Source organism: Allobaculum fili, from assembly GCF_020969955.1.
GTDB lineage: Bacteria > Bacillota_I > Bacilli_A > Erysipelotrichales > Erysipelotrichaceae > Allobaculum > Allobaculum fili.
Genome location: NZ_JAHDSX010000009.1, coordinates 26,972 through 40,793, shown reverse-complemented (window position 1 = coordinate 40,793; position 13,822 = coordinate 26,972). Strand labels below are relative to the sequence as shown.

Below are 13,822 nucleotides of genomic sequence, written 5' to 3'. Positions count from 1 at the left end.
TTTACAGTTTAGCAGAAAAGCGAATCAAAGCACAAAAGCCGCCGCAAGCGGGAAACCGAATCGTTTTCCGCAGCGGCGGTCTGTTGTCTGGATTCAATACAGTATTCTTTCGTGCAGTCTGGAATCCATCTGCGCTTCAGGCTGGATTCCATTTGTTCTGGTCCATCCCGTCTTCTGGATTCCATTCCATTCTTTTTAACTTTTTACGCGAGGTTTCCGTCTTCGTCGAAGTAGATGCGATTGACGCGGCGGGTCAGAATGGAAAGCGTTTCGTTGTTGATCGTTCCGGCCTTGCGGCTGATTTCATCGACCTTGAGCACGTTATCCCCGTCCTGGCCGATCAGTACCGCTGTATCGCCGGCTTCGATGTCGTCAAATCCGGTGATATCGACCATGCACTGGTCCATGCAGATGTTGCCGACAATCGGAACGAGATGCCCGCGAATGGACACCATCAGGCCCTTGTTCGAACAGGCTCTCGACAGACCGTCCGCGTAGCCGATGGCCAGCGACGCGATCTGACGCGGCCCGTGCGCCGTGTAGTGACGGCCGTAGGAAACGGTCGCCTGATCCGGGATCGTCTTGACCATGGACACTTTCGTCTTCAGCGAAAGAATCGGAACAAAGTCCGGCTGCGAAGCGATCGGCACTTCGTCATCGCTGGTTATGCCCATGTACAGCAGACCCGGGCGGCAGTAGTCGTAGCCGGCATCCATGTAGTTGAGAATGCCATAGGAGTTCTGAATGTGCCTGGCGCCGGTATCGTACCCTTTTTCCTGCAGGCGGAAAATCAGTTCGTCAAACAGCTTCATCTGCGAACGGGTAAACTCGCGGCTGTCGAAGGCGAGATCATCGCTGACGGGAAAATGCGAGAAAATGCCTTCAATCTGCAGACCGGGTAGTTCAAAGACTTCTACGAAGTCGTTAAAGTGCCGGGCATTGGCTTCGTAAAGCAGGCCGGTGCGGTTCATGCCCGTATCGGCTTTGACGTGTACGCGCATTTTCGTGCCGTACGCCTGTCCGTAGTCGGAAAGCGCGTGCGCGAAATCCTTGGAGAGCGCGGACTGAATCAGATCGTATTCGATCAGTTCGTCAAAGCGGGAATTGGGCGTATAGCCAAGAATCAGGATTGGATCGCTGATGCCGGCTTTGCGCAGTTCAATGGCTTCGTCAATGCAGGCGACGGCGAAAAACTCCACGCCCGCTCGCTGGAGCGCCTTACCGCAGGCAACGGCGCCATGGCCATAGGCGTCGGCTTTGAGAATGCCGATGATGTCGGTCTTGCCGCACAGACGGCGGACTTCTTCCATGTTATGACCAATCTGATCGAGACGGATTTCCGCCCAGGTGCGCAGCGGCGCGATCATGTCTGTATACGCCTGCGAGTCAAAATGGTTCACATAGGCGATCGCGCGCGCATCTTCAAACGCCGGCGTTTCGTTTTCCGGATTTCCTTGTACATCGGCAGCGGCAGTTTCCGCGTTTGGATTCAGAGTCTGGTTGAATTCGTTCATGCCCCTTATGCCTCGCGCTTCTTTACCATCGCCAGATCGACAAGTTCATCGATCAGCTGAGTGAAAGGACGTCCGGCTTTGGCCATCATGGTCGGATAGCGGCTGGTATCGGTGAATCCAGGAATGGTGTTGACTTCATTGAGCAGAATGCGGCCCGTGTCTTCAATAAACATATCCACGCGCGCCATATCGCGGCAGCACAGGGTACGGAACACTTTTTTCGCAAGCTCTCTGGCCTGTTCGGCTTTTTCGTGCGAAATGCGGGCCGGGCAGTAAATGGCGGAATCTTTCATAGCGTACTTGCCTTCGAAATCGAAGACTTTGCTCTTCATTTCGATTTCATCGATCTCGCCGGCGAACAGCGTCTGATCGCCCATGACCGCGCAGCCGATTTCAAAGCCCTGAATGGCTTTTTCCACGAGAATCTTGCCGCGGCCGTCGTATTTGAAGGCGTCTTTTACTGCCTTTTCGTACTGGTCTTCGTTTTCCACGAACGCTACGCCATAGGAGCTGCCGGCGTTGCACGGCTTAATGATCCACGGCAGTTCGATCTGTGCACGCACTTCGTCAAAGGAAGGCAGCGGATCGCGTTCGTTAATGCAGATGTATTCTGCAGCCGGAATGCCGGCCTGATCGCACAGGCGGTGCATGACTTCCTTGTCCATGCAGATGGCAGCGCCCAGAATGTCGCAGCCGACGCAGGGCAGATCAAACATCTGCAGCATGCCGGCGATGGCGCCGTCTTCTCCATTTTTGCCGTGGAGAACCGGGAAGCAGACATCGAGATCGATCGTCTCCTTCGTCTCAAAGTCATAAATGCCTTTGTTTACCCAGGCGATTGGACGGGCCTGCGCCATCCATTCATCGTGTTCGATGGCGGACGCGTCGCCCAGGTAGCGATAAAACTTTCCGTCGCGGGAAATGCCGATCAGCGTCGTTTCATAACGTTCTGTATTCAGAGAGCGCAAAAAGGAAGCCGCGGAATGAAGAGAAACGGAGTACTCACTGCTCTGTCCTCCAAAAAGAATGCCAAGACGAATCTTTTTCATGTTTTCTCCTTCCAGACAGCCCTGAATTACATCTTCCATGTGCATGCTTCGGCTGCCTTTGACCAGAATGGCCGCATCAAGCTGATCCAGTTTGCGAACGGCCCGGATCATGTCGATCTTGTTTTCAAAATGAACCTTGTATCCGTCAAAGCCGTCGTGTACGGCTTTGGAAAGCGGACCCCAGGTGTAAAGCCGGTCCACGCCCAGCTGGCTTGCGTATTCGCCGATCTGGCGGTGGAGTTCCTGCTCCGTACTGCCCAGATCGAGCATGTCGCTCAGTACGGCGACGTGGACTTTGGCGGGAATCTGCATCAGCGCATCGAGCGCGGCTCTTGCGGATTCCGGGTTGGATTTATACGTATCGTCAAAGAGCGAAGCCTGTCCGAACGGACGAATCTGTCCGCGCATAGGCGTCAGCTCAGTTTCTTCAATAGCCTTGGACCAGAGATCCTTTCGAATCTCGCCGGCTCTTGCCGCCAGAAGGGCGGCTGTCGCGTTGTCCGCCTGAACCGGATTGGCACAGCGAACGACATAGGTATCGCTGCCAAGGCTTGGCAGCGTAAAGGAAAAGCCGTGCCGGGTCATCTGCAGATTTTCAGGCGCAAAGTCTGTGCCCTCTCCAAAGGCGACCAGCTGCCAGGTCGGATCGAGCGGCTGATCAGCGAGGACTTTAACGAGTTCAGGCGAAGCGGCGTTATAGACCAGCGTACCAAACGGTTTGAGCGAACTCAGGATTTCGCATTTGGCCGCGGCGATGTTTTCAATGGAGCCCAGATTTTCCATATGGGCCGAACCAATGGACGCGATAATTGCGATATCGAGCGGCGCGATGGTGCACAAATAGGCGATTTCGCCTTTGTTTTCCATGCCCATTTCCAGAATCAGCACTTCCGTATCGATCGGCATTTCACAGATCGTCAGCGGCAGACCGATTTCCGTATTGCGGTTGCCCTGCGTTTTCCATGTTTTCTTCGTCGTTCCAAAAAGGGAGGCGCAGAAATCCTTGGTCGAAGTTTTTCCGTTGCTTCCGGTTACGCCGACCACCATCGGATCGACTTCCATCAGCCAGCCGCGGGCAATTTTTCCAAAGGCTTCGACGACATCATCCACCTCAATGAGCGGCAGATCTTCGGGCTTTCCAGGATGGCCTTTTTTCCACAGCATTCCGGCTGCGCCGGCCTTTTTCACGTCTTTGGCAAACGCGTGGCCGTCGCTGCGGGCGCCGATCAGCGGCACAAAAAGCATGCCTTCCTTTACGGCACGCGAATCCGATGCGGCGCCGGTGAAGGAAGCTGTCCCGTCTGTATGGAATAAACGGCCGCCGCAAAGCGAGGCAGCCTGGGAAAATGTCATATTGATCATGGTAAAAATCCTCGTCTGAAATTATAGCAACCGTTCCGCCATCCGGCAAAAATACAGCCGTACACACGAAAAACCGCTTACCCATCGTACAGGAACTGCATCCCATACTCCCGGGATGAGCCCGTTCTCCAGGCAGGATCCTCATTTTTCACGAAACGGTTTCCTTTCTGTACTACATTCATATTTTATGGGATTTGCTGTGTGGGAAACGGATTTCCCGAGGGCTTTGGCCCCCACCGCGGCGGGCAAAACACGGTTTCTGAACCGTTTGTGATGGGGGAATCATACATTTCTGGTTTGAACAGTGGGCCAATGTGCTACAATTTGAACGGCAGAGCTGCCCACGGCTTTGTCGTTATGTATCGAATATCCGCGATATTCATACAGTTAGTCCCCTTATGAAGAGTCAGGCCTCCCCTTAGCCTGGCTTTTCACTTGTTCAGTGATATGCCGCACGTTTTCGCGGTCAGGAAAGGAGCTTTGTCTCGTTTATGGATTGCCTGTTCTGTTCCATTTCTCAAGGAGAGATCCCCTCTTCTACTTTATATGAGGATGAAGATGTCCGCGTGATTCTTGACATCAATCCGGCTGCTCTCGGCCACGCCCTCGTCATCCCCAAAACGCATGTGCCCTCGCTTCTCGAAGCCGACGATGCGCTGCTCGCCAAAGTCTTTTCCGTTGCCCGTCAGGTCGGCAACCGTCAGATCGAAGTTCTCGGTGCCGACGGCGTCAACATTTTCGCCAACTGCCGCGAAGCCGCCGGTCAGACGATCGACCATTTCCACGTGCATGTCGTTCCGCGCTATGCCGGCAGCCCCGAAAAGGACGTTCTGTCCATTTCGCAGGGCGAACTGGAAAAGCCGGATTTTGAAGCACTCGTCGAAAAGCTTTCCTTTTAAGGTTCGCCTGCAGTCCAGACTTCGCTTACAGACTTTATTTTGACTTCACTTATTTTGAAGTCTCGCTTTATTGAAAAATCAGAAAAGGTGCCGCGATCCGGCTTTCCTGCCTTGCAGGAAAGGCGCTGGATCACGGCACCTTTTTGTCTGGCTTGAAGCGGTCTTGTCTGGATCAGTCGAGATAGGCGCTTTTCGCGTTGGCTTTTTCGATCGCGCGAAGCATGTTGTGATTTTGCATATCTTCAGGATGATCAAGAATTTCCTGCGCGTCGCGCGCGCAGATTTCCATCATTTTCAGATCCGTGCTGGCATCGCCCAGAATGAACGCCGGCAGTCCCGACTGGCGGGTTCCTAACAAGTCGCCCGGACCGCGCAGCTGCAGATCGAGTCTGGCCAGTTCGAACCCGTCATCGATGCGCTCCAGAGCGGAAAGCCGTTCTCTGGCCTGCGGCGTTTTGGACGAACTCAGCAGATAACATTCCCCCTGCAGCGTGCCTCTCGCGCAGCGGCCGCGCAGCTGATGCAAAGTGGAAAGGCCGAAGCGATGCGCATCGTAAATGACCATCATCGTCGCGTTGGACACGTCGATGCCGACTTCAATAACTGTCGTGGAGACAAGAATCTGAATTTCGCCAGCCGCAAAGGCAGCCATGACGCCTTCTTTCTGTTCGGCTTTCATCTTTCCATGAAGCAGACCGATCGTGCAGCGGTCTTTCAGAACCGAAGACATGCCTTCGTAAATCGACTCTGCGCTGTGCAGATCCATTTCTTCGCAGTCTTCGACAGCCGGCGTCACCACGTAAACCTGCCGGCCTTCCTTTTCGATGCCTTCCAGAATACGGCCAAGTACCGGTTTCATGGATGAACTGTAAAAGGCGCGTGTGAGCACCGGCTTGCGGCCGGGCGGCTTGGTCTTAATTGTCGAAAGATCGATATCGCCGTACAAAAAGTGGGCCGCGGTACGCGGAATCGGCGTCGCGCTTAACAGAAGCACGTCGGCTTCGACGCCTTTTTCGATAAGAGCCCGGCGCTGCCGGACGCCGAAGCGATGCTGCTCATCCGCAATGACAAGACCCAGGGATTCAAATTCGACCCCTTCCTGAAAGAGCGCGTGCGTGCCGACCACGACGGAAATTTTCCCGTCTTTCAGATCCTTGAGAATCTTTTTCTTTTCCCGGACTTTCAGAGAGCCGCAGTACAGTCCGGCTTCAATGCCCATCGACTGCAGGGTGGACAGATGCTGGCGGGCAAGCAGTTCCGTCGGCGCCAGCAGCGCCGCCTGCTTGCCGGAAAGCGCACATGCGTACAGGCTGAGCGCGGCAACCACGGTTTTTCCGCAGCCGACATCGCCCTGCACCAGACGGTACATGACCCGGTCCCGTCCCAGATCCGAAAGAATTTCGTTTAGAACGGTGCTCTGATCTTTGCTGAGAACAAAGGGCAGGGCGTCGATTTTTTCCTGTATGAGCGAATGATCAAAAATGCGGCCCGTTTTTTTCGGCCGTTCAGCCTGGGCCAGTCTGGCCGCGTGAAAGCACAGAAACTCTTCGTACTTCAAAGCCCGTACGCCCTGCGCCAGCTCGGCTTCATCTTTTGGCCGGTGCACCATGGCCAGCGCCAGTTTTAAGGACGGCAGACGGTACTTTTCGCGCAGACGCTGCGGGATGCGGTCGTCAATCTGATCCGCATACGGCAAAGCCTTTTTCATCAGCCGGATCATCGTATCGCGCCGCGTTTTTACGGGAAGCGAATAGACAGGATACAGCTGCAGGCCCTCTTCCAGACTTTGAAAGCTGGTCCACGTCGCCCGCACTTTATGCTCTCTGGTCCACGTGCCGCAGACGGTAATCGTCTTGCCGGGCGGAAACTGGGGATAGTAGCCCTGAAAAAAAACGGAGACATCGATTTGCTGTCCCCAGGCCGAAACGAAAAAGCGGACAACGCCCTTTTTCATGCCGGTCATATGCGGATTTTCACTGCGCAAAATCTCGCCGCAAAACAGAACTTCTTCTCCTTCCTGCCACTGTTCGATGGGCAGAATCGGGATATAGCGAATCGGATACGTCTGTAAAAGTTCTTCCAGACTGCCGATCTTCTTTCGCTCCAGAAAGCTTTTCTGCGTCGGACTGAGCCGGAGCAGCTCCAGACCCGTACTCATTTGCGATCCCCTTTGCGCGAACACCGCGGTTTCCCGTTTTTCGAACTATCCGCTCCAGTGTCTGACTCGCTCAGTTTTCCCTGCCACGCCAGAACGTACGCCGACAAAATCACCACCGCGACAAACTGCACACCATAGCCGATCCATAAAGCCGGGGGCAGAGATCCGTTCTGGGCAAAGAGAAGAAGCAGGAGCGAGCAGCCCGGCTCGCCAAGCGAAACGAGCGTCGCAAACAGACGGGCGAACGCCCCGGTCGATACGGTGCAGAGCGGTCCGCCTAAAAACAGATCGGCAAGCCACAGAAGCAGAAACAGGGCCAGCCAGACGCTGATCCGTTTCGCAGGCGCCTTCTGAAACAGCGTTGCCATCGTCGAAAACAGATCGCTCCAGCTTTTTGCTCCCGTATACACCGCCTGAAAAAAGACGATCAAGCCAGGCAGCACAAAGAAGATGGCCAGAATGCCCAGGACGTTGCCGAAGCCTTCCACGATCGGCGAAGCGGCATAGCTGAGCGGTTCCAGAACAAACGAAACGAGCCACGCCACAAAAAGCGAACCGAGTCCGGCCCGGCCAAGACTTCGCCCGGAATATGCGCCTTCTTTTTTCCCCCAGATCCAGACGCATACGCCATACAGACCGATGCCATATCCCGTAAGCAGAAGAATTCGCAGCAGCGTCGCCATCATCCCGGAAAGTGCAAGCGTACCCAGAAAAAGCTGGGTATAGGCCAGCCCATAAATAAGCGAGAGGGCGGACAGCGCCACAATTGGGCCGATCAGCGTACGAAAAGAAACAGAAGGCAGTCCTTTTTTCCCGGACGATTTAAATTGTGAATTTGGAAAAGAATGTTTCATAAATACTCCTCCTGTCTCTTTCGGTACCCCCTGCAAGACGACCAAATCTCTGGCTGCAGATCTGGCCATGCCGTTTTGGAAAACGGGAATGCGCTCCCTGGGTTTTACGGGATTTGAATCGCAGGACGTTTTCGCCAGTCGCTATATTTTCAATTTCGTCCGAATTTCAGTCGATCTTCGAATCTGTGTTTTCCGGCTCTGCAGGTTCAGCTTCCTCTGCCTGTAGCGGCTCCGCATCCTGGTCAGATGTCACGCGTTCGCTGGCCTGTTCGGCGCTGATCTCTTCCCATTCCCCTTTTTCCGGTTCGATTTCTTCGGGCTCTTCTTGTACAGGGCGAGCGGCAAAGAAACTGCGCAGGAACGTGCCAAAGCGGCCGGATTTGCGCGGGCGATCCGGGGAAAGACGATCCGCGCTTTCTTTCGCCTGCTGCTCAAGACGCGTCTGTGTCTTTTCCATACTTTCTTCTTCCGAACTTTCTTCTTCCGAACTTTCTTCTTCCGAATCCATACGTTCTTTGGGAAGTTCTTCAACGGTCTCGATCTCTTCGATCGAAGAAACGGTTTCAATCGGCTGGGCGCTCTCACTTGTCTGCGGCTGTTTTTCTGCCGGCGTGTCTTCGCCTGCCGGCTCAGCTTGCTCCATCATGCCTTCAGATGCGGTTTCTGCCTCCGTCGTCTCGTCTTCAGAGCGTTCTTCGAGAGAAGCCTCTTCTGCTCTGGCCGGCTCTTCTTTCCAGCCGGCGCTGATCCAGATGCCTTGCCCGTTGGGCAGATGGCCTAAACTCGGCGCTCCAAAAAAGGAAAGCGGCTGATCGCAGTACGCCTGAAGAATTTCACCCATTGCCTTCCAGGCGTCTTCCGTATTTTCAAACTGTTTTTCCAGACGGTTAAAGCGGCCGAAAATGACGCCGCGCAAATCGGTGAACAGTCCGGTCTGCGCCATCTGCGCACACATCGATTCGAAGCTGTACAAATCCGCGGAAGACGATTCGAGAAGCAGATAGGAATCTTCCAGAGCGGGCATTCTTCCGGTTCCCGCCAGCTTGAGCAGGCAGCGCATGTTGCCTCCGTAAATGCGCGCGTGGCGCGGGAAATAATCCTGACTGAGCTCCATCAGATCAAAGCTGGCCCGGCCGCTTTCAATAATGTCCACCGCCTGCTTCATGTTTTCCTGCTGCCACAGCCCAAAGAGCAGCGCTTTTTTATGCGCGCACGTCGACAGGGCGTTGACGATGCAGGTACCGTCCGAAAATGCGGCATAGTAGGCATCCGATTTACGATAGGCGTCGTAATCCAGCCAGGGCAGTACGGTATTGGCGAGATTGCCGCCGGAAAGATCAAAAATCCAGGAATAGCGCATGGAGCGCAGCGCCTGATTAAACTCTTCCGCTTTTTCCTGCGCCGAAAGAGGCTCCATGGCCGAACGGGCCAGTTCGGCTTCGATGCCAGCGTCCTGCAGCGCCCGCACAAAGCTTTGCGAAAACTGGGGATTATTTATGGGATCGCTCAGGGCGCAAAGCAGTACTCGATTTTCAGTCATAAGGGCCTCCTTGCCGCAGCGCGCGGCTTTTATCCTAATATTGTAAACGATCCGTCAAAGCCTGCCAAAACGCATCTCAGTCTCATCCATTTGACCGGTACTCCGCGCAGGACAGGACTTTCTTTTTCTTTTAAGCAGGACAGGACTTTCTTTTTCTTTTAAAAGGAAAAGCGGCTCGTTCTTCTCCTGAACGATTTTCCGTATAAAATAAAACCGACACAGCCGAAGGCTTGGGAGGTACTTATGGCAAAACACTTTACCATCACCATGAAAAATGGCGACATCATCAAGGGCGAGCTCTATCCGGACAAAGCGCCGAAAACCGTCGAAAACTTCGAAAAGCTCGCCAACGAAGGCTTTTATGACGGCCTGATTTTCCACCGCGTCATTCCGGGCTTCATGATTCAGGGCGGCGACCCGAAAGGCAACGGAACCGGCGGCCCCGGCTATTCCATTCACGGCGAATTCAAAGCCAACGGTTTCCCGCAAAACGACATCAAGCACACCCGCGGCGTTCTCTCCATGGCCCGTGCCGCCAGTCCAGACTCGGCCGGCAGCCAGTTCTTCATCATGCACGCCGATGCTCCGCATCTCGATGGACAGTATGCGGCGTTCGGTAAAGTAACCGAAGGCATGGAAGGCGTAAACAAAGTCGCCATGACCCGCACCGATTTCCTCGACAAACCCGTCGAAGATCAGGTCATTCAGTCCATCCGCGTCACTGACTAGCTGACACATAGGAACGACAATACATATAAATAGAGGCGGTAGCGAATATTTTAATTCACGTAGCCTTTCCCTATTGGATACAGTCCGGTCTTTGCCAGTTCTTTTGGATAAAAAGGCGGTATCTACTTTATCTAAAGTCGATACCGCCTTTCAGTTTTATGCCGCTTTGTAGCTGCACTTTTTGTTTTTGCTTTCTCGTATAACTTTCTTCATTTGTCTGGTGGTGGGGAAAGTTTTGTTCAGGTCTAATGAGATTAATTCAGCCAGGCTTCGAGTGAGTTCTGTTGGCTCATACGCATAACTGTATCCTTGGCCAGACAGGTCGTAATAGTTGAATGATCGTAATGAAGATATGATTTCGCAACAGGTAAATTTATTATCCAGCTTCTTCTCTAGAATTCGAAAAACCATTAATGCCATGTAACAGATCAGGAAGCGGACTTTAACTCTCTCGTCTTTTTGAAGATACACAGGGCGTGCATCGAAATACGTCTTCATAATTCGAAAGCAGTCTTCAATTTTCCAGCGCTGCGAACATACCTTGAGAATTTCGGATTCTTCCCACTCCAGGGCAGTAGCAACGCAATAATATCCGTCGTATTTCTCTTCTTTTTCGATTTTTTCAGTATCGATTTCGATAATTACGCCATTGGCCACTGTTCGTAGTGAAATAGAGATGTACATAAATGGTGAAATACAAGTTAACAGTTTTGGTGCTGTTAATTACCATTATGGACGTCTCTATTTTTACATTTCTGGTGATCCAGTTAATTTCTGGGATAAATATTTCCAGATCCATTACTCAGTGAAACTGAATCAGGCGGATTGTTTTTCTCCCGATTTCAAATCATTTGTTGTGATAGAAAAAAAAGAAACCAGCCTTCCTTAACGTCAACCTTATACAAATTCTGTCTTATAGAGGGAAGAAGAGAGGCTTTTGTTACAATGGCAATTCATAATTGGCCTGTTTTCAGTGCGTTTTCTGTTTAGCAATCCCTGTCTTCTTCACACGCGTATTCCCGGGCCAGAATCTGCTTTTCTTCCTTCAGAAAGGAAGGCAGAAACCGGGCGTACAGATGGTTCCAGTCGGCTTTCTGCAAAAGCGAAAGCACAAACAGCTCGCCAAGGGCGATGGCGCCGGCCGCAATCAGCTGCATCGGATTCAGTGCGGCCAGCGAAAACAGAGACGGCACGAAAACCATGACCCCAGCATAGCCGGCTGCACACAGCGTAATCACCAGCAGACGCACGAGCGAAAGCGGACGGCAGATCCAGTAAAGAACGCCGATCGCGTTGACCGAAGCGAGAATGGTGCAGATCGTCTGGTACGCCGCCTGATCCATAGGAATCCATTGCGTGACATATAAAATGTAGGCCGTCGCAATCGACAGGCAGACGCTCAGCGCGCCGGGCGTGGCGCGCGAAAGCACGCTGACCAGGAAGTTGCCCTGTATGCGTTTCGTATCGTTTTCAAAAGTAAGAATGAACGCCGGAATGCCTGTGCCTAAAGAGGAAACGAGCGTCAGCTGAATCGGGATGAACGGATAGGAACGCATCCACAGCACCGTCAGCACGCACAGAATAAAGGAGAAAATCGTCTTGACCAGAAACAGCGACGCCGTGCGCTGAATGTTATTGACGACGCGACGGCCTTCGAGCACGATGCGCGGCAAAACCGAAAACTGGTTGTTGAGCAGCACAAAGGAAGAAACCGCCAGCGCGGCCTGCGCGCCGCTGCCCATGGCGATGGAACAGTCCGCCTGCTTGAGCGCCATGACGTCATTGACGCCATCGCCCGTCATGCCGACGGTATGCCCCTGCTTCTGCAAGGCTTCGACCATCAATTTTTTCTGCACCGGACTGACGCGGCCGAAAATCGAATAAGCAGAGACCACGTCTTCAATCTGATCGTCTGAGACGTTTTGCATGTCGATCGTCTTTCCCTTTACGCCAGCCCGGCCGGCAATCGCCTGCACGGTCTGCGCCATGTCGCCGGAAATGACTTTAATCGACACATCCTGCGTACGGAAGTAATCGAGAATCTGCGGGGCATCCGGGCGAAGTTCGTCTTCGATTAAAATCAGACCGCAAAGGGTATAGTCCCCTTTTTTTAGAGCAGACAGTTCGGGTCCTTTGGCAAAGGCGAGAACGCGCAGCCCTCTGGCGGCATAGTCTTCGATCTGATCGAGCACGGCCGGATCGGGATGAGCAAACAGAAAGGTGTAGGCGCCAATCAGGTACGTCTGATCGCCAAAGACAGCGCCGGAACATTTGGCTGTGGACGAAAACGGAAACGTCCGGGCCGCTTTCTGGCGGGAATGCCAGTCCTGCAAAGCCGTCCGCAGCGCCTTGGCCGTCACATTGTCATCGCCAAGCGATCCAAACAGATCCGCCAGATCCTGTTTCAGCTGTTCCTGCGTTTCCTCTCCCTGAGGAAGAAACGCCTGCACGTGCATGTTGCCGCTGGTAATCGTTCCGGTTTTATCGAGGCAGAGCGTATCGACGCGCGCCAGACTTTCGACCGAATACAGATCGTGAATGAGCACGGCCTGTCTGGCCATCTTGACCGAAGCCGCCGCCAGAGCGGTCGACGTTAAAATCATCAGCCCTTCCGGGATCATGCCGATGACCGACGCGCACGTATTCAGAATGGCCGAATTGAGCGGCAGCCGGGTGTAGAAAAACAGTTTGAGAAAGAGAAGAACGCCGGCAGGAACGAGCATGAGCGTGCAGAACTTGATCAGCATATCCAGCATTTCCTGCAGCTGGGACACTCTTTCCTTATCCTTGCGCGCATCGTGCAAAATCGAGGCCATGTACTGATCGTCGCCGACCGCGATAGCCTGCACAAGCACGCTGCCGCTGACCAGGAAGCAGCCGCCGTACAAATCCTGACCGGCGCTTCGATCGAGCGCGTCGGATTCGCCGGTGAGCAGCGATTCGTTCACCTGGCAGAACCCTTCGCGAATGCGGCAGTCGCACGGAATCTGCGCGCCGCTCGAAAGACGGAGGATATCGTTCTGCACGATCTGATCCACCGGAAGCGGCTCCCATTTCCCATCGCGCAAAACGGAATACGTCTGTTGATGAATGAGCGCGAGCTTATTGAGCGTGCGGCGCGAGCGGATTTTCTGAATCAGACCGATCAGCGTATTGGAAATCACCACAACCATGAACAGCAGGTTGCGATAGCTGCCCGTCAGAATAATCAGGCCCGCGAGAATGTAGTTGACGATATTAAAAAAGGTAAAAAACTGAGAAAGCATCAGTTCGCCCGTACTTTCCTGATGGCGGTTTTCCATCGTGTTCGGTTTGGCCTTAGATGCCTGCGCGGCAGACAGACCTTGAGTAAGGGAAGTTGGCGAATCGTATTTGAGTGGCGTCATACCCGTATTGTAGAAAAGGAATCGAAACCGATCAAAAACGACGTCTGAACATTTCCTTAATGTCTGGGGTACTTCTCTTACCGCCCTGCAAGATTCCGGAATATGTAGCAAAGAAGATGTCTGATTCTGCTTTTGCCTCCAGCAGAAAGGACAAGCCCCTTTCTCCCAAAACGCAGAAAGGAGCTGAGGGCCGAGAGCGCCGACTCGAACGTCTCGAAAATGTGTTTGTACTCGAAAATGTGTTTGTGCTGTTATATTGTGTTTACTTCAACTGTTTAACTGTTCTATACTGTTTACGCAAGGAATCCAGACCGGACAGGGATTCCGGAAA

General features: G+C 53.3%; 9 protein-coding genes. 2 read left to right on the top strand and 7 right to left on the bottom strand.

Annotation, left to right across the window (positions count from 1 at the left end):
- Positions 1–203: 203 nt before the first annotated feature.
- Together alr and murF are read right to left on the bottom strand one after the other, a co-directional pair.
- Positions 204–1,514 (bottom strand): alanine racemase, encoded by a 1,311-nt coding sequence (gene alr, locus Afil_RS03570; RefSeq protein ID WP_230267147.1) that lies wholly within the window; start codon positions 1,512–1,514, stop codon positions 204–206.
- Positions 1,515–1,519: 5 nt separating this feature from the next.
- Entirely contained in the window at positions 1,520–3,925 is a 2,406-nt protein-coding gene (murF, locus tag Afil_RS11340) for a UDP-N-acetylmuramoyl-tripeptide--D-alanyl-D-alanine ligase (protein ID WP_369413419.1), read from the bottom strand.
- Positions 3,926–4,416: 491 nt separating this feature from the next.
- Here murF and Afil_RS03555 point away from each other — a divergent pair, with 491 nt between their 5' ends.
- Positions 4,417–4,824, top strand: a complete 408-nt coding sequence (locus Afil_RS03555; RefSeq protein WP_230267146.1) for an HIT family protein — start codon at positions 4,417–4,419, stop codon at positions 4,822–4,824.
- Positions 4,825–4,996: 172 nt separating this feature from the next.
- On the opposite strand, the gene Afil_RS03550 is transcribed toward Afil_RS03555, so the two are convergent.
- The 3 genes from Afil_RS03550 to Afil_RS03540 all read right to left on the bottom strand — a co-directional run bounded on the left by Afil_RS03550 (position 4,997) and on the right by Afil_RS03540 (position 9,376).
- Entirely contained in the window at positions 4,997–6,982 is a 1,986-nt protein-coding gene (locus Afil_RS03550) for an ATP-dependent DNA helicase RecG (protein ID WP_230267145.1), read from the bottom strand.
- Positions 6,979–7,836 (bottom strand): hypothetical protein, encoded by an 858-nt coding sequence (locus Afil_RS03545; RefSeq protein WP_230267144.1) that lies wholly within the window; start codon positions 7,834–7,836, stop codon positions 6,979–6,981. The genes Afil_RS03550 and Afil_RS03545 overlap by 4 nt, the downstream gene beginning before the upstream one ends.
- A 166-nt stretch (positions 7,837–8,002) precedes the next feature.
- Complete coding sequence (locus Afil_RS03540; protein ID WP_230267143.1) at positions 8,003–9,376, bottom strand: LD-carboxypeptidase; 1,374 nt, start codon at positions 9,374–9,376, stop codon at positions 8,003–8,005.
- Between the two features lie 243 nt (positions 9,377–9,619).
- On the opposite strand from Afil_RS03540, the gene Afil_RS03535 reads away from it, so the two are divergent.
- The gene (locus tag Afil_RS03535) at positions 9,620–10,105 is read left to right on the top strand and encodes a peptidylprolyl isomerase (RefSeq protein WP_230267142.1); all 486 of its coding nucleotides are present in this window, start codon (positions 9,620–9,622) and stop codon (positions 10,103–10,105) included.
- A 156-nt stretch (positions 10,106–10,261) separates the two neighbouring features.
- On the opposite strand, the gene Afil_RS03530 is transcribed toward Afil_RS03535, so the two are convergent.
- Together Afil_RS03530 and Afil_RS03525 are read right to left on the bottom strand one after the other, a co-directional pair.
- Positions 10,262–10,789, bottom strand: coding sequence for an IS1634 family transposase (locus Afil_RS03530; RefSeq protein WP_230267141.1), 528 nt, complete (start codon positions 10,787–10,789; stop codon positions 10,262–10,264).
- A 302-nt stretch (positions 10,790–11,091) separates the two neighbouring features.
- Complete coding sequence (locus tag Afil_RS03525; protein WP_230267140.1) at positions 11,092–13,491, bottom strand: HAD-IC family P-type ATPase; 2,400 nt, start codon at positions 13,489–13,491, stop codon at positions 11,092–11,094.
- Between the last annotated feature and the right edge of the window lie 331 nt (positions 13,492–13,822).

What these genes read in the sequence shown, in the direction of transcription:
- alr (WP_230267147.1), bottom strand. Translation starts at nt 1,514, where the DNA reads ATGAACGAATTCAACCAGACTCTGAATCCAAACGCGGAAACTGCCGCT.
- murF (WP_369413419.1), bottom strand. Translation starts at nt 3,925, where the DNA reads ATGATCAATATGACATTTTCCCAGGCTGCCTCGCTTTGCGGCGGCCGT.
- Afil_RS03555 (WP_230267146.1), top strand. Translation starts at nt 4,417, where the DNA reads ATGGATTGCCTGTTCTGTTCCATTTCTCAAGGAGAGATCCCCTCTTCT.
- Afil_RS03550 (WP_230267145.1), bottom strand. Translation starts at nt 6,982, where the DNA reads ATGAGTACGGGTCTGGAGCTGCTCCGGCTCAGTCCGACGCAGAAAAGC.
- Afil_RS03545 (WP_230267144.1), bottom strand. Translation starts at nt 7,836, where the DNA reads ATGAAACATTCTTTTCCAAATTCACAATTTAAATCGTCCGGGAAAAAA.
- Afil_RS03540 (WP_230267143.1), bottom strand. Translation starts at nt 9,376, where the DNA reads ATGACTGAAAATCGAGTACTGCTTTGCGCCCTGAGCGATCCCATAAAT.
- Afil_RS03535 (WP_230267142.1), top strand. Translation starts at nt 9,620, where the DNA reads ATGGCAAAACACTTTACCATCACCATGAAAAATGGCGACATCATCAAG.
- Afil_RS03530 (WP_230267141.1), bottom strand. Translation starts at nt 10,789, where the DNA reads ATGTACATCTCTATTTCACTACGAACAGTGGCCAATGGCGTAATTATC.
- Afil_RS03525 (WP_230267140.1), bottom strand. Translation starts at nt 13,491, where the DNA reads ATGACGCCACTCAAATACGATTCGCCAACTTCCCTTACTCAAGGTCTG.